13 protein-coding genes are annotated in these 14,733 nt (G+C 51.1%); 9 read left to right on the forward strand and 4 right to left on the reverse strand.

Annotation, left to right across the window (positions count from 1 at the left end; translation table 11 throughout):
• The first annotated feature begins 83 nt into the window (after positions 1 to 83).
• From EYC98_RS07830 to EYC98_RS07865, 8 genes are all read left to right on the forward strand, one after another.
• Positions 84 to 212, forward strand: a complete 129-nt coding sequence (locus EYC98_RS07830) for a hypothetical protein (protein WP_279244763.1) — start codon at positions 84 to 86, stop codon at positions 210 to 212.
• 194 nt (positions 213 to 406) lie between these two features.
• Entirely contained in the window at positions 407 to 1,615 is a 1,209-nt protein-coding gene (locus EYC98_RS07835; protein WP_279244764.1) for an OmpP1/FadL family transporter, read from the forward strand.
• 630 nt (positions 1,616 to 2,245) lie between these two features.
• Entirely contained in the window at positions 2,246 to 3,469 is a 1,224-nt protein-coding gene (locus tag EYC98_RS07840; protein WP_279244765.1) for an aromatic ring-hydroxylating oxygenase subunit alpha, read from the forward strand.
• A 326-nt stretch (positions 3,470 to 3,795) separates the two neighbouring features.
• Positions 3,796 to 4,671, forward strand: a complete 876-nt coding sequence (locus tag EYC98_RS07845; protein WP_279244766.1) for a sugar phosphate isomerase/epimerase family protein — start codon at positions 3,796 to 3,798, stop codon at positions 4,669 to 4,671.
• Positions 4,664 to 5,677 (forward strand): fatty acid desaturase, encoded by a 1,014-nt coding sequence (locus tag EYC98_RS07850; RefSeq protein ID WP_279244767.1) that lies wholly within the window; start codon positions 4,664 to 4,666, stop codon positions 5,675 to 5,677. Before EYC98_RS07845 ends, EYC98_RS07850 begins: the two co-directional genes overlap by 8 nt.
• Positions 5,678 to 5,683: 6 nt before the next feature.
• Positions 5,684 to 6,490: an ABC transporter permease gene (locus EYC98_RS07855; protein ID WP_279244768.1), complete on the forward strand. Its 807-nt coding sequence runs from the start codon at positions 5,684 to 5,686 to the stop codon at positions 6,488 to 6,490.
• A 28-nt stretch (positions 6,491 to 6,518) separates the two neighbouring features.
• Positions 6,519 to 7,544 carry an ABC transporter substrate-binding protein gene (locus tag EYC98_RS07860; protein ID WP_279244769.1) on the forward strand — a complete coding sequence of 342 codons (1,026 nt, stop codon included), beginning with the start codon at positions 6,519 to 6,521 and terminating at the stop codon, positions 7,542 to 7,544.
• Positions 7,545 to 7,583: 39 nt separating this feature from the next.
• Positions 7,584 to 8,381 (forward strand): ABC transporter ATP-binding protein, encoded by a 798-nt coding sequence (locus tag EYC98_RS07865; RefSeq protein ID WP_279244770.1) that lies wholly within the window; start codon positions 7,584 to 7,586, stop codon positions 8,379 to 8,381.
• On the opposite strand, the gene EYC98_RS07870 is transcribed toward EYC98_RS07865, so the two are convergent.
• Positions 8,361 to 8,972, reverse strand: coding sequence for a TetR family transcriptional regulator (locus EYC98_RS07870; protein ID WP_279244771.1), 612 nt, complete (start codon positions 8,970 to 8,972; stop codon positions 8,361 to 8,363). The genes EYC98_RS07865 and EYC98_RS07870 overlap by 21 nt on opposite strands.
• 98 nt (positions 8,973 to 9,070) lie before the next feature.
• The gene (glnT, locus tag EYC98_RS07875) at positions 9,071 to 10,423 is read right to left on the reverse strand and encodes a type III glutamate--ammonia ligase (RefSeq protein WP_279244772.1); all 1,353 of its coding nucleotides are present in this window, start codon (positions 10,421 to 10,423) and stop codon (positions 9,071 to 9,073) included.
• A 107-nt stretch (positions 10,424 to 10,530) separates the two neighbouring features.
• Here glnT and EYC98_RS07880 point away from each other — a divergent pair, with 107 nt between their 5' ends.
• Positions 10,531 to 11,544, forward strand: a complete 1,014-nt coding sequence (locus EYC98_RS07880; protein ID WP_279244773.1) for an alpha/beta fold hydrolase — start codon at positions 10,531 to 10,533, stop codon at positions 11,542 to 11,544.
• Between the two features lie 138 nt (positions 11,545 to 11,682).
• Here the strand turns inward: EYC98_RS07880 and EYC98_RS07885 are convergent, their stop codons facing one another.
• The gene (locus EYC98_RS07885; protein ID WP_279244774.1) at positions 11,683 to 12,750 is read right to left on the reverse strand and encodes a transporter family protein; all 1,068 of its coding nucleotides are present in this window, start codon (positions 12,748 to 12,750) and stop codon (positions 11,683 to 11,685) included.
• Positions 12,747 to 14,732, reverse strand: a complete 1,986-nt coding sequence (locus EYC98_RS07890; protein ID WP_279244775.1) for an ATP-binding protein — start codon at positions 14,730 to 14,732, stop codon at positions 12,747 to 12,749. Before EYC98_RS07890 ends, EYC98_RS07885 begins: the two co-directional genes overlap by 4 nt.
• Position 14,733 lies beyond the last annotated feature (1 nt).

Genomic DNA, 14,733 nt, shown 5'->3' on the forward strand with positions numbered 1-14,733 from the left:
AGCCCCCAATCACCGCAGTCGAGTTGCGCGGTGCCCGTGACACCCGCGGGCTGATGATTACGTCCATATCACAACAGTGCGTGATGTTGATCGTTCAAGGTGTCATTGGGATTTCAAAAACGACAGTAGATATTGGCATTATGTATATGCCGAACAGCATTGATGAAATCGTTGAGTTTGCTGAAACTGTGGAAGTGCCTTACAACCCGTAAGTCAAATGACCGCAATCAGCACTATGGTGAAAGACCTTTCAGTTTTTCTTACTGCTGCATGCTTTTGTCTGCATGATTTTTGTCGATAATCAATCAGCCCGGACGCTGCTTTGCGGCTGTATAAATACCTGACTCGGGTATAACTCGCTAATTCTACGTGCTACTGTTTACAAAAAAGTGGGCGTGAAATAATCATGAAACGATATGAATTTTTGATGGCTTTTCTCGCCACAGCGCTAGCCAGCCAGGCACAGGCAGGTGGATTATGGCTTAATCAATTCGGTGATTTTGCCGCCGGTCGCGCCAGCGCCGGGGCGGTCGCCGGCGTCGATGAAGCCTCAACAATTATTCACAATCCAGCCAGTTCACAACAAGCGGAAGGCAGTCAGTTGTTCGTGGCTGCTGGTATCTTCGTCACCGATATTGCCTTCGAAATCGAAGAGAGTAACCCGATCAATGGTTATGATGACGGCGGTAGTGCTGGCCTGAATGCCCCCGCTGCCGGCTTCTCTTATGTACACGATACCGGTTCCGATAATTGGAGCACTGGAGTATATATGGCAGGTCTTTCCGGCGCCGGCCTCGATTATAACGACGACTGGGTCGGGCGGTTCCAGGCCACCGGTTCTGAAGTTCTCGTGTTGACACTGGCCCCGACGATTGCCTACCAATTGACAGATAACTTGTCCGTTGGCGCAGCGGCACAGCTTTATTACGGTACCCTTGATCTGGAACTGGCCATTCCCAGTGTTCAGCCGGGAGTCGACAACGGTATAGGCAGTCTGGATGGCACCGACACTGGGTTCGGGTTTGCTCTCGGTGCAGTTTATGAAATTTCACAGCGCACGCGTCTTGGGATTAACTACCAGAGCGAGATAGAACTGGATTTCAGCGGTAACCTTAAAGTCCCGGCTGGCGGCGTCGATGTGAATTCCAACACCCATCTGACCCTGGCACAATTTGTTCGCGTCGGCCTGCACCATACCTTCAGTAATAAGATAGGACTGGATTTTACGCTGGGGTGGGATGACTGGAGCGCACTGGATCAGGTGTTCGTCGCGCTGCCCTCCCAGGGTGCTAGCCTGGATAAAAATTGGAGCGACACCTACCACTACGCTGCGGGAGTTCAATACGTGCTCAATGAAAAGTGGGGCTTAACGGCCGGTGCAGCCTATGATACAAACCCTGTAGATACCCTGGATCGGACAGCTGATCTGCCAGTCGACCGACAAATACGCTATAACATTGGCGCGCGATACGCCATGCGTGACAATCTTTCGCTGGGCGGCTATGCAAATTACACCGATCTGGGTAGCGCCAAAATCCGTACGGATTTCTGGAGCGGAGAGTATTCGAGCAATAGTGTTATTGAGCTTGGCCTGTACGCGAACTGGGCACTGTAACGAAGACGATAAACTCCCTGGCATATCACAGGTACCCGTGAATATTTCGCTTTGGAGTCGAGCACCTATCATATTCTTAAGCCTCACTATCCTGCTCCAGTAAGCCCTGTCGTTCCAGGCAGCGAATGAAGAATCAACCCCTGTGCCTGAGTTCATACACCCACCGACTCTGATCTATGAGTCAGTCCCTATAGTCGGATGCTCCAAGTATTTATCACTCTCTAATTTATAGGGAAAATGGTGGGCCAGGATGGGCTTGAACGGCAGCGGCCGACCGTCTTCGGCCTGCTGATTATGGAGAACAGGGAGAGGTGGAAGATAGCGAATTAAGCGGCAGAAAACCATTTATGGTTATTTTTGTCTACATGATGTGCCAAGCGGTCGTGTAAATGCGCACCAAGAGCTCGCACCAAGAGCTCGCACTATGCGCATTATCGGTGCGCAGCCACGGCCAGACTGTGATTCAGAAGACTGCATGGTTTAAGTGAATCCATGCAAAGCCGGGATAGAACGATATATAGACACTTTGGCATAGTTATTGCTGCTCTGTTCTTTAAGCAGGTGCAGTTACTAGCGCGCACTATTTCAGTGTCTGCATCATCCACTACCTGATTTTCGGAAAATCGAGCAATGCAGAATTCCATCATTGAGTCCCGGGACCTTAATCTGGTTTCGGCCGAGCTTGACCTGTTACACGCAGAAATCTGCCGCGCCGCTGAGAAACCGTTAGCCGAAGCGCGAGCGCTGCCCGCACAGGCATTCACCGATCAGGCGCACTTCGTCTGGGAACGAGAAACCATTCTTAAGCGGCAGTGGCTCAGTATTGCCCATGTGTCACAGCTCAAGAACCCGGGCGATTATGTCAATCTGGAATTACTGGGTGAACGGCTAAGCGTCGTAAACAGTGGCGATGGCGTTATAAAAGTGCTGTCCCGTGTTTGTGCCCATCGTGGCATGGATGTTATGCCGCCTGAATATGGTCATGAGAGTGAGGGCAATTGTCATCAGTATCGCTGTCCCTATCATCACTGGGTCTACGGCATTGATGGAAAATTGAAAGGTGCACCGTTGATGAAGGAACACCAAGAGGTGGCGAGTAAAAGTCTGCAACTGTTCGAATTTAACAGCGCCGTGTGGCAAGGCTTCGTGTTCATTAATTTCAGTGGCGATGCCCAAGCCATTGATGAACAATTCTCTGGACTGGATAAATATCTAAGTCGTTGGCAAATAGCCGACCTTACTATGGTGGGCGATATTGCCTGGGATTGCCCCTTTAACTGGAAGGTGCTGGTAGAAAACTTTATGGAGCCCTATCACCATGTCGGCGCTCACCACACTCTGTTTCAGCCGATAATGCCTGCACAAGGGTGTTGGACCGACGAGGAGGGTGAGCATTTTCAAGTGTGTCATTTGCCGCTTTCAGAACCGTTACAACAAAAAGTAAAAGGCGGTGAGCCTCAATTATTAAGCTTTATGCCCATGCCAGCATTAGTAGAATCCGATTTCCTTGAGTGGACGGTCTATCTAGCCGCACCCAGCACGCTGCTGTTTGTCGCTGCAGACCGGGTTTATTGGTATCGCCTGGAGCCGATCTCTGCGGAGCGTATGCAAATACGCACCACCATGTTGGTGCACCCGGATTCAGCGAACGCTGAAAATTACCCCCAAACCCTCGCCGATGAAATAGAACTAATGCGTAAGTTTCATCTGGAGGACATGGAAATGTGTGGTGCCGTGCAATCTGGTTTGGCTTCGGCCGCTTATCGGCCCGGCCCGCTTAACCCTCTGGAGCAGCCCATCTGGTTATTTCAACGGTATTTGGCACGGCAGATTAAACGTGCCAAAGGCGCATAGTTTCACTGCTCGCTAAACGCTCTTCTTTGCATCGCCTGACTTGATATCCCGAAGTTCATGGGCAAGGCCCTCTGTCTGACTGCTGGGCCCAATGCTCAGGCTGTGCCATATCGGGCATTGCAACAGCGCCGAAAAACACCTGCACCAAAAAAGTACGCACTGCGGCAACTGTTGGTGCATGAACGCCTGTGGCAGTCAGTCACTAGCGTCCCGGGATCCGTGTAAAACCTCGATAAATCCATATAAAACAACAAGATAAATATATACATACATCTTGGCATAGTTATTGCTCTTATCAATTGTAACAACGCTAGCAAGGCCAAAGCATGATATTACAAACGTTCAAAACTCTGTGGGGACACACCGGTAGCGTAGAGGCAGCAGCCGTGCTGGCTAAGGCTGCCAATTTTTCGGGGCTTGAGGCTCCAGCAAAGCACGCCGACAAGGATTATCTGGCCGCACTTGAAAGCGCGCTGAATAATCATGGACTCGAGTGGATACAGGAAGTTTGCACTGCGGGCTCTTATGTTCCGAGGCGCCAGGCCAGTGTCAGTGAGCACCTGGCAGACCTGGAAGCACAAATCCTGATGGGCAAGACACTGCAGCCTAAATTTATCAACGTGATGGGCGGGTGTGATGCATGGCCCATAGCGACCAGTGTCGAATTTTTTAAAGCGGCCATGGATATCGCAGATAAGCACGGCGTCCTGTGTTCCTTTGAAACCCATCGCGGTCGCAGCTTTTTCAGCCCCTGGAATACCGCTGCTGTGTTGCAGCAGCTCCCTGACATAAGAATCACCTGTGACTTCAGTCACTGGGTTGTTGTAAGCGAGCGGCTTATGGACAGTGAATGGGATGTCATTGAATTGGCCGCGCAACATGCGCACCACGTGCATAGTCGGGTGGGCTATGACCAGGGGCCACAGGTGCCGCATCCGGGTGCCCCTGAGTATGCCGAGGCGCTGGCGAGCCATCAGCGTTGTTGGGAGGAGATATGGTCTGCACAAATGTCTCGGGGTTATACCGAGACCACCATGACGCCTGAATTCGGTCCCGACGGATACCTGCACCACCTGCCATTTACCAATGCGCCGATTGCTGATCTCTGGGACCTCAATTGCTGGATCGGAGCTACCGAGCAGAAACATTTTGTAGCCTGGTCGCAAGCAGCAGCACAACAACAAGAGGTTCGACATGCTTAACACGTTCAAGTTGCGTGACCCCGCGGGTGCACGCTACACCGTGATGGTATTGCTTTATATCACCAGCGCTTACATCGGCGGTTGGATTGGCATTTTTCAAGATAATGTAGGGTTCAATACGTTGGGTGTCATTGCTTTGGCGCACAGTATGTTGATAGCCGCGTACCTGTTGCATGACTGTGGCCATAACGCCGTGTTTCTGTCGACTCAAGGCAACGCCCATTTGGGCAAGGTGCTTAACTGGATCGTGGGCAGTAGCTATGGCCGTTACGAAGACATCCGTTACAAACACATGCGTCATCATGTTGATAACTACGACCCTGTTGTGTGGGATTACCGCAGTTTTCTTAAACGCCATCCCACCATAGAGACTTTGGTAAAGGCCGCCGAGTGGGCCTATATCCCCGCGATTGAAATCATGATGCACACCATGTTGGTGATTGCGCCCTGGTGTATAGAATCCAAACGTGAGCAGCGCTACCGCGTGTTAAGGGTTGTCCTGGTGCGCGGTGGCTTACTAACCACAGCACTATTGATAAGTCCGGTCGCTTTCTGTTTGTACGTACTGGCGCAACTACTGTTACTCAGCGCTTTACGTTTCATGGATTGTTACCAACACAATTACGAGGTCATCTTCAATCTTGATGAAGAGGGGGTGCAGTTTCCCCATAAAGGCGACGCAGAGTATGAGCAGAGCCATACCTATAGCAATCTGTTATCCAATAGATTCCCGTGCCTTAACTTGCTGGTGCTGAATTTCTGTTATCACAATGCGCACCACGTTAAACCCACTCTGGGTTGGTATCGGCTGCCGACACTGCACAAAACACTGCATCCGTCTGTCGACGCGCAGACCCTGGATTTCTGGACCCAGGCCCGGTCATTTCATAGGCACCGTATAGCCCGCATACAGGCGGAAGATTATGGTGACGACGAGGTCAAGCAGTCACTTCAGGAAGGTAGAGCCGTCGGCGTCGATGGGCTTAGCTTTCTTACTGCGTTTTAGAGGCCGATGATGGATACCACCGCACAAGCATCCAGCCACGTCTTGCGGCTTAGAGCACTGGTTGGCTCCAAGGTCGTGCTGGGCAGTCTGGGCTGGACTCTGTTTATCGGCGGCTGGTGGTTTGCAGCGCAGGCAGAAATTGCTCCCGCACGACTCTTCCCGGGGCCAGATAAGGTGTTTATCAGTCTCTACGAACTACTCACCGAGAAGGATTTCGCCCAGGATATATGGGCGAGTGTTAAACGCATTCTACTGAGTTTCTTTATCGCGGTGTCTATAGCACTGCCTTTTGGTTTGTTAATGGGAGCTTATCGCCCTGTTGATCGACTCATCGGTCCTCTGGCCAGCGCGTTTCGCTACTTACCCGCGCCGGCATTTATCCCTCTGTTACTGATGTGGTTGGGCACGGGCGACGAACAGAAAATAGCGCTGCTGGTACTGGGTGTACTGTTCTTTCTGATTATTATGATCGCCGATGTTACCCGCCAAGTGCCGCGGGTCTATACCGAAACAGCCCGCACGCTGGGCTTACGGCAGCCGCAAATATTAGCCTCTGTGATTCTGAGAGCCAGCCTGCCAGGTTATGTCGATGTGTTTCGGCAGTTACTCGCCGTAAGTTGGACCTACCTGATTATTGCCGAGATCGTGGCAGCAACTGACGGCATTGGAGCCATGATGATGCGCGCCAAACGCTTTGTTCACATCGACGACATCATGGCAGGAATTTTAGTAATAGGCCTGCTGGGCCTGTTGTTTGATGCACTGTTCAAAGCACTGCACCGTTTTACTTTTCGTTACCTCGAACCCCAATAGTGGGATTCAAAAACCAAGGAGATCCATCATGAATTACCTTCGATCAATGGTTGCCATTCTGGCACTCGCGCTGCCCTGGAGTGCGCATAGTGCAGAGCCGGTAAAGCTGTCGCTGTTTTCCTGGCCCGGCTACGGGTTCTGGTTTATAGCCAAAGAAAAAGGTCTGGCCGAGGGCCTGGAACTGGATATCAGTATTATTGAAGACCCTTACCAAAGTTTTGGCTTGATGACTGCTGGAGAGCTCCACGCCACCTCCAGTACCGCAGAATATGGTCCCATTGCTGCTGACAAAGACGTCGGTATCAAACTCGTAACCTATACCAACCCCTCCTATGGCACAGACAAAATTATACTTGCCCCAGGCATTACCAGTGCAAAGCAGCTTAAGGGAAAAACGGTTGCGGTACTCGAAGGCGGCTTAACCCAGATATTTATGGCTGAGTGGTTGACCGATAATGGCGTTGGTATCGACGAGGTTAATTTCACTAACTTGATTATGGATGACGCGGTAGGGGCAATGGTTGGTGGCACGGCCGCCGCCGCTGAATTCTGGGAACCGTTTGGCTCTCAAGTCCTTGAAGCTATGCCAGGCGCGACAGTGGCAGCAGATTCTACCGAAGAGAAATACATTACCACCGCTATGTTGGGCGATGCGATGTATATGAGCACGGCATTTCTGGAGCAGCGGCCGGAGGATGCGGCAAAGCTTACGCGTGCTTACTTCAATGCGGTTGAGTTCTGGAAAACCAACACCGCAGAGGCCAACCAAATTATCGCCGACGGCTTAAAGTTTTCTGTGGCAGATGTTGAGCAGGTACTGGGTAGTACCGGTGAAATACTTAAGGGCGGCATCTTTGTCTTTGATCGTGAACAGGCGGCAATCTTCATGGGTCTGAAGCCGGGTAAATTACCATTGAACATTGCTGCTGACGGCATGAAGGCGCACTGGGACGTTACCACTGACTGGTGGCTCAAGTTCGGCTTTGTCGACAAGGCTATGCCTATGGCGGCCGGCGTGGACACCACACCACTTGCTGCAGCCATTTCCAAGTAAGAGAGCCGCGATAGACAAGTAACAGAGAAGTGAGAAAAAATGAGTAAGTCACAAAGCGGTGGACTCGCGGTCTCGGGCGTCAGCAAGACATTTATGTTGCGCTCGGGGCAGGCTGTGAAGGCGCTGGATGATATCAACTTCGAGCTTCAGGAAAACTCGGTCGGGGTCCTGTTGGGCCCCTCTGGCTGCGGCAAATCAACACTGCTGCGAATCATAGCCGGGCTGGAAACCCAGGAGCAGGGTGATATCTCTGTAGCCGGAAAACCAATCCATGGCCCCGGTGTGGATCGTGGAATGGTTTTTCAAAATTATAGTTCCTTCCCATGGCTAACGGTGGAGGACAACGTTGCGTTTGGACTAAAAGCTCGAGGCGAATCGTTGAGTTTGGCAGAGGGCGTCGTCGACCACTTTATCCGAGCGGTTAATTTGGATGGTTTTGAGAAGGCTTATCCGCATCAGCTGTCGGGAGGTATGCAGCAGCGGGTCGCCATTGCCCGTAGTCTGGCGAGCAATCCGGCCGTGCTGCTAATGGATGAGCCCTTTGGAGCCCTGGATCCGGAAACGCGCTGGCAGATGCAAAGTCTCCTGCTCGACATTGTAAAAAAAGAATGCACAACGGTATTGATGGTCTCCCACGACATAGAAGAGGCGCTTTACTTAGGCGACGTCGTATTCTTCATGGGGACGCGGCCGGGGCGTATTCTGGAAACAATCCGACCGGGATTTGAAAAGAGTAGCGCCGATCGCGACGCTATTTTGGATGTACCCGAATACCGTGAACTGGAACGGGATATCAGGCAGATGATGCGATCACAGTCAATCGACTGTGAGCATTAAGCGTAGAAATTCACCGACAAAGAAATCGAGATTGTTGTCGAGGTCGGTGATTCTCGAATCGAACAACCAGCTGTAGGTAATGCCCATCAGGTAGGCGTACATCGAGAGTGCAACCGTGTCACAGGAGGTTGCAGGCACTGTTGTTGCATGCTGTCGATAACTGGCCACCCAACCCGAGAAAGTCGCGATCAGAGAGGCGGTTAACGCTCGCTCGCGCGCCAGGGTGCTTGATACTGCTTCGGTGAACTCAGTTTTATTGAGAAAGATCTCAAAGGATTGCCGAAAATAGCTGTCATCCACTAGTAATAGAAGCCACCGGCGAGAGAATTCATCCGCAGCCGTCTCTGGGTCGCTGCTGCCCTGATACCTGTCTACCAGCTGCTCAAGCGGCACCTGTGAGTAGGCAAGAATCTCCTCGAACAACTCTTCCTTGTTGGCAAAATGCCAGTAGATGGGCCCCCGCGAACAACCGGCTTCCTCGGCTATCAGACGCAGGGTGGTGCCGCTGTAGCCGCGTTGCCCAAATAACTTGAGCGCGGCATCCACGAGGCTTTGCCGCGTCTTGGCGGCGTCTTCCTTGGTTCGTCTCATGGGCAGTAAAGCCTGTGTAAAAAGTTCAGTCTAGTGATTCACGGCGCAAAGGCAACCTCCGCCTTAAACGGAGATTGCGCTTGACGGTCGTCTGAAATTTATCCGAAGAGCCGCAGATAACGCTGCATTTCCCAGTCCGATACCGTGTTGTGATAACTGTCCCATTCAGCGCGCTTGAAGTCGACAAAGGCTTTGTGCATCGCTGGACCCAGCACGTCATAGGCCAGTGAGTCTTCAGCTATCGCGTCAGTGGCCTCCGATAAGGTCCTGGGCAGACATTCGATGCCTTGGTCGGAGATTTCTTTATCGCTGTATTGATACATGTTTTCCCGGTGCGGCATACCGGGGTCTATCCCTTGCTCAATACCTTCCAGCCCAGCAGCCAGCATTAGTGCTGCACCCAAATAGGGATTGCAGGCAATATCCGGCGCCCGGCATTCTACTCGCGCCCCTGAACTGGGAATCCGTAGCATATTCGTGCGGTTGTTATTCCCATAGCAGCAGAACACCGGCGCCCAGGTGGAGCCGGACATACTGCCCTGGCGAACCAGGCGCTTATAACTGTTGACCGTTGGCGCTACCACGGCACTGATAGCCTTGGCATGGCGCAACACGCCACCGATAAACTGGTAGGCCAGCTCTGAGACTCCGCAAGCGTAGCGATCGTCTGCCGGCGTTACCGCAAATAGGTTCTCACCACTGTCGAGGTTGGCAAGCGACATATTGTAATGGGCACCACTGCCGGTGCGGTCGGCGAAAGGTTTGGGCATAAAGCTGGCGAAAGCACCATGCTTGCGCGCGATCTCATTAGCCAGCAGCCTGAAGTAAATAAGACGATCTGCCATGTTCAGGGCATCGGTATAATTGAAATCAATTTCAAATTGCCCGTTAGCGTCTTCATGGTCAAAGGAGTAAACGCCCCAGCCCATGCCATTCAGCGCCTGCACTAGTTCGTCAATAATGCCCATGTTGTCCATCATGCTGGGCACGTCGTAGCAGGGCTTATCCAACGTATCTCGGTCACTGAATGGCTTGAGCTGACCGTCTGCGGTTTCGCGCAAAATAAAGAACTCGGTTTCAATGCCCAGATTAAAGGTAAAGCCCATGGCCGCCGCTTTATCCAGCTGGCGTTTCAAAATATTGCGTGAGCATGCCTCAAAAGGTTTACCGTCCAGATACAGGTCACTGGCAAACCACGCCAGCTCCGGGTTCCACTGGCACTGTTGTATGGATGACATGTCCGGCATAGCCGCCACTTCGTTATCGGAGATATCCTGCGGAACGCCATCCAGAGCGGCACCGGTAAACAACTCGGAGCCAGCGAACATCTGTTTAAAATGGTCCACCGGAACAAATTTGCCTTTACTGGCGCCGTGTATATCAACATAGCTCGCAAGGCCGTATTTAATGCCTTGTTCCAGGCATTGTTTTTGCAACTGATCAATTTTCATGGGCTCTCCTTAAATGGGAATGGTTCTTGCTGTCTATTAATTACTATCCAATAAACATGCCAACATGCATATTTATTTTCAGTGGTCCACATGAGAGGGTTAACTATTTGATATCTATAGAAAAGTGGCAAGAATATGAGTTCGATCTGGGAAACTTTCCGCTGCAAAGTGGAGAAGTCCTGAGCAACGGCAAACTCCACTACCACCAATTTGGTGCGCTGAATGCACCAAAAAGTAACCTGATACTTATGCCTACCTACTATGGCGGCTGCGGTATCGATAACTACCCCTGGGTTGATGACCCTTCGAGCCCGCTGCATGGCGGGGATTATTGCGTCATCATTCCCTGCATGTTTGGTGCCGGTGAGTCCAGTTCTCCCAGTAACACCGGCGTTGCTCAGGCCGGCGCGGATTTCCCGACGCTCAGCCTGGTTGACAACGTGCGGGCCCAGCGCGAGCTCATTAAGTGCCGGTTTGCTGATGCCATACCGTGTCTGGTGATGGGTTGGTCGATGGGCGGCATGCAGGCCTTGCAGTGGGCGCAGCTATATCCCGAGCGCGTGGGTAGCCTGCTGGCAATCTGCGCTACGGCAAAGTGCTACCCACACAATCGAGTCTTTCTGGACGGGGTGGCGAGCGCATTAATGGCGGATGCTGAGTTTGCCGACGGTCATTACACGGCTGCGCCCGAGCGTGGTTTGACGGCCTTCGCCAAGGTCTATGCCGGCTGGGCTTACAGTCAGGCCTTTTTTCGGGATGCCTTGTATCGTGAGTTGGGATTTGAATCTATCGATGAACTGCTAAGTTTTTGGGTAGAGGATCATCTCAATCAGGATGCGAACAATCTCCTCGTTCAGTTGAACACCTGGAGAAACACGGATTCAACCAGCATCGGTCACGCTGGCGAAGTTACCTTGCAAAAATTGCGTTGCCCGGGTGTGCTTATGCCGTCCAGTAGCGACCTCTATTTCACCGCGGCAGACGCAGCACGGGACGCCGCAAAGTTAGGCGCCCAGCTCAAGATTCTGGAGTCTGACTTTGGGCATATTGCGGGCGGGCCGGGGCGCTTGGCAGACGAGACGCAGGAGATTTTTAAGACTATGGAAGTCTTGCTGCAGTGATGACCGTCGCATAATTCTAAGGTTAGAGCTGACGCGGTATTGCACAACAGTCAGCTATACCCTCTGAGAAGTTAATTTGTCGATGCCCCCTGGGCGTTAGTTTGCTGTCACTATCTCAGATTATCCTGGCTCGATGCTTCACCACGCTGCGCTGAATGAAAGCCCTATCGTATGCTTTTCACCCGACTGAGGGCCGTTGAGATCCCTATACAACGGCACACTGTAAAGCAATTCGACATGCTGAATTCTGTTTTGGATGGGAATTCGGATGCCAAATTTCAGGTCAACCTGATGCCCACCAAAACGATCAGGGTCTACTACTGGAGCAGGATATGGATATGGTCCCGGGACCGACAAATCCGAGTCCATTCCGTTAATCTTCCCACTATACCAATAGGACAAATGCGCAGATGGCTGAAACCATTCCAGCGTAGTCAGCCGCGCCCATCCTGACAGTGAGAAATTGTTACCCAGAGTATAATCTCTATCGTTTTCTCCGAGGCGCAACTTGCCTCTCAAATCAGAACCCCAGTCGTAACCGGCTTGCTTTTTCGCGAAAGAAATAAATCCCGGGACATCGTAGGTTCCCGAGCCGAGTTGCATCGTATACGGTAACTGCTGATCACCAGGAGCTCGCGGTGTGTCGCCCTTCTCGTCTATAGAACCGGTAGGAATACTAAGACCAAACCCTGCTCGCCAGTTGCCCCCGTCACTCTTGGATAACTGATAGGAGCCCATAATGGTAATATCACCAAGGCCATCAGACTTGATCACAAACTCATCATACCCAGGAACAATACTGATATGGTCCGTGCTCTGCTTAATGTAAGGGGCAACAACACTCAATGATACGGCGTCGGTTAGACTATAGCCGACTCGAACAGCATGCACCTCCTGATCAATATGTGTTGGAACAACAGGGTAATTTTTTGAGCTACGCGGCTCTAGACCAGGGTTCCAGAGAACGTCCTGGTTTGACACTTTCGAGTCTCCATCGTAGTAGTCATCAAAAGTGGATTTTTGAAAATTGTATGCAAAACTCCACCGAGATGATTTCCCCGCACTACTAGTGGCAAATACATCAACATGCACGGCAAAAAGCTCTTCAATACTGAGGTCCAGCAGATCTGCGGGTACCGTTTGCCCATGAGCAGGCCCTGCAATGTAAACAGAAACTGCGATCACCAATATTTTTCTCTGTATCATTTCAACATTACCCTGTCAGTAGTGGCCGCATCAGGCAGCCATTTTTCGAGAATTTTTAGAAAGTCCTTGCTTCGAAGCGGTTTGCTTAGATAATCATCCATTCCTTCACTAAGAAAACTTTGCTTGTCTTCTTCAAGCGCATAGGCCGTTAAGGCTATTATTGGGACCTTCCTTGCACCAGGGTCGCCGCTTAATATCGCGCTTATTTCTGCGGCAGCCTCGACGCCGTCCATATTGGGCATTTGTATATCCATTAATATAAGGTCAAAAATATTACCGGACTTAACCGCTTCCACGGCCTCCAAACCGTCTGAGGCGATTGTGACTTTTAGGCCATAATTGGATAGCACAGTGGAGATAATGAACTGGTTCGCCTCACTATCTTCGGCAAGCAAGATGTTCGCGTGAAACTGTGGAGATATCCGCGCTATATCGGGCTCAGTGCCTGCATCGAATGCGTGCACCTTGACTGGCTGTGGTTGTAAACCATTTGCCGTAACCATTGGAATTTTGAACCAGAAACTGGACCCATGACCTTCAGTGCTGGTGAAACCCACCTCGCCGTTCATTAGTAATACCAGGTGGCGGACGATTGCAAGACCAAGCCCGGTTCCGGAGAATCGCTTTGTACGCCCTGGGTCGACCTGAACAAACTCATCAAAAATTCGGCTCTGCATGTCCTGAGGAATGCCTACCCCGCTATCTGTGATTCTGAAATACAGGCACTGATTTTCTTCAGTAAGTGAATATTTCGAAACAGTTAAATCAACTGAGCCTGCGAGCGTATACTTAATTGCATTGCCGAGAAGGTTTACAAGAATCTGTCGCAACCTGCCCGCATCAAATAGCAGCTCATCGGGCACGTCGGAATCAACTTGAATAGAAAGATCCAACTGCTGCTTGCCAGCTTCCAGAGTGAAGAAGTCCTCTAATTCCAAAATCATCGTCCGCAGACTATTAGGCTTCGGCACAATGGAAAATTTGCCAGCATCAATTTTTGACACATCGAGTACGTCATCTATCAAGGTGAGCAGCGTATCGGCGGACGTTTCAATCGTACCCGCGAGTTTGCTAGCCAACTCAGAGAGACGCTCTTGCTTGAGAAGATCCACAGCACCTAGCACTCCATTCATTGGCGTGCGTATTTCGTGACTCATATTTGCAAGGAAGGCGGATTTAGCCCGTGCCGATTGTTCCGCTGCCTCACGCGCTATGGTGAGCTGTGCTACTGATTTTTCAAGCTTCTGGTCTCTTTCTTCGATGTGTCCCAGCATCGCGTTGAAGGATTCTGCAACCAAACCAAGCTCATTTTCATCGTCAATGCGAGCGCGAAGAGAGTAGTTGCCCTCCCGGGAAATGCATCTCATCGTCTCGCTTAGCTCTGCGAGCGGGCTGGCTATCACTTGTCGAAGTTGTCTCGCAAAATACAAGGAGACCAGTAACACAATAAACAGAATGGCTATACCTTGCAGGGCAAGGGTCAGCATGGACTTGTAGACATACTCCAGAGTCGTGAATAGCCGAACAGTGCCCGCATAGTCGCCCCCAATGTAAATGGGTGTCATCACCAGCACGCCATCAATAGATAATTCGGTACGTTCAAGTTGATTCGTCAGTGAATGCGGCGATTGGCTCTCGATTGACTCAATTATCCGCTGATGAGCTTCGCGCTTGCTTTTATAGCTTGCAAAAACCTCTCCGTCGGAAGAAATTATGCTGATGAACGCCAAATCAGGCACTGTGCTGAATGTCTCGAGAATTTCCACCGCTGATTTTTGGTCGTTAAAGGCTACCGATCCTCGCGTTGTTTGAGCAACTACTTTCCCCATATTCTGCGCGACTCTGATCAACGATTCCTTCTGTTCCAGGAATTGAAGCACACCAAAAGCAAGTAATCCCCACAGCACCGCAAAGGCAGTAGTGAGCATGATTGCGTTCAGAATCTTTGAGCCTGTCGAGGCATTTGACGATGTATTGATCATG

This window comes from Candidatus Litorirhabdus singularis (assembly GCF_026262625.1).
Lineage (GTDB): Bacteria > Pseudomonadota > Gammaproteobacteria > Pseudomonadales > Halieaceae > Litorirhabdus > Litorirhabdus singularis.

Bases quoted from the DNA above. Each gene is read 5' to 3' on its own strand.
- EYC98_RS07830 (WP_279244763.1), top strand. From the start codon at position 84: ATGTTGATCGTTCAAGGTGTCATTGGGATTTCAAAAACGACAGTAGAT.
- EYC98_RS07835 (WP_279244764.1), top strand. From the start codon at position 407: ATGAAACGATATGAATTTTTGATGGCTTTTCTCGCCACAGCGCTAGCC.
- EYC98_RS07840 (WP_279244765.1), top strand. From the start codon at position 2,246: ATGCAGAATTCCATCATTGAGTCCCGGGACCTTAATCTGGTTTCGGCC.
- EYC98_RS07845 (WP_279244766.1), top strand. From the start codon at position 3,796: ATGATATTACAAACGTTCAAAACTCTGTGGGGACACACCGGTAGCGTA.
- EYC98_RS07850 (WP_279244767.1), top strand. From the start codon at position 4,664: ATGCTTAACACGTTCAAGTTGCGTGACCCCGCGGGTGCACGCTACACC.
- EYC98_RS07855 (WP_279244768.1), top strand. From the start codon at position 5,684: ATGATGGATACCACCGCACAAGCATCCAGCCACGTCTTGCGGCTTAGA.
- EYC98_RS07860 (WP_279244769.1), top strand. From the start codon at position 6,519: ATGAATTACCTTCGATCAATGGTTGCCATTCTGGCACTCGCGCTGCCC.
- EYC98_RS07865 (WP_279244770.1), top strand. From the start codon at position 7,584: ATGAGTAAGTCACAAAGCGGTGGACTCGCGGTCTCGGGCGTCAGCAAG.
- EYC98_RS07870 (WP_279244771.1), bottom strand. From the start codon at position 8,972: ATGAGACGAACCAAGGAAGACGCCGCCAAGACGCGGCAAAGCCTCGTG.
- glnT (WP_279244772.1), bottom strand. From the start codon at position 10,423: ATGAAAATTGATCAGTTGCAAAAACAATGCCTGGAACAAGGCATTAAA.
- EYC98_RS07885 (WP_279244774.1), bottom strand. From the start codon at position 12,750: ATGATACAGAGAAAAATATTGGTGATCGCAGTTTCTGTTTACATTGCA.
- EYC98_RS07890 (WP_279244775.1), bottom strand. From the start codon at position 14,732: ATGATCAATACATCGTCAAATGCCTCGACAGGCTCAAAGATTCTGAAC.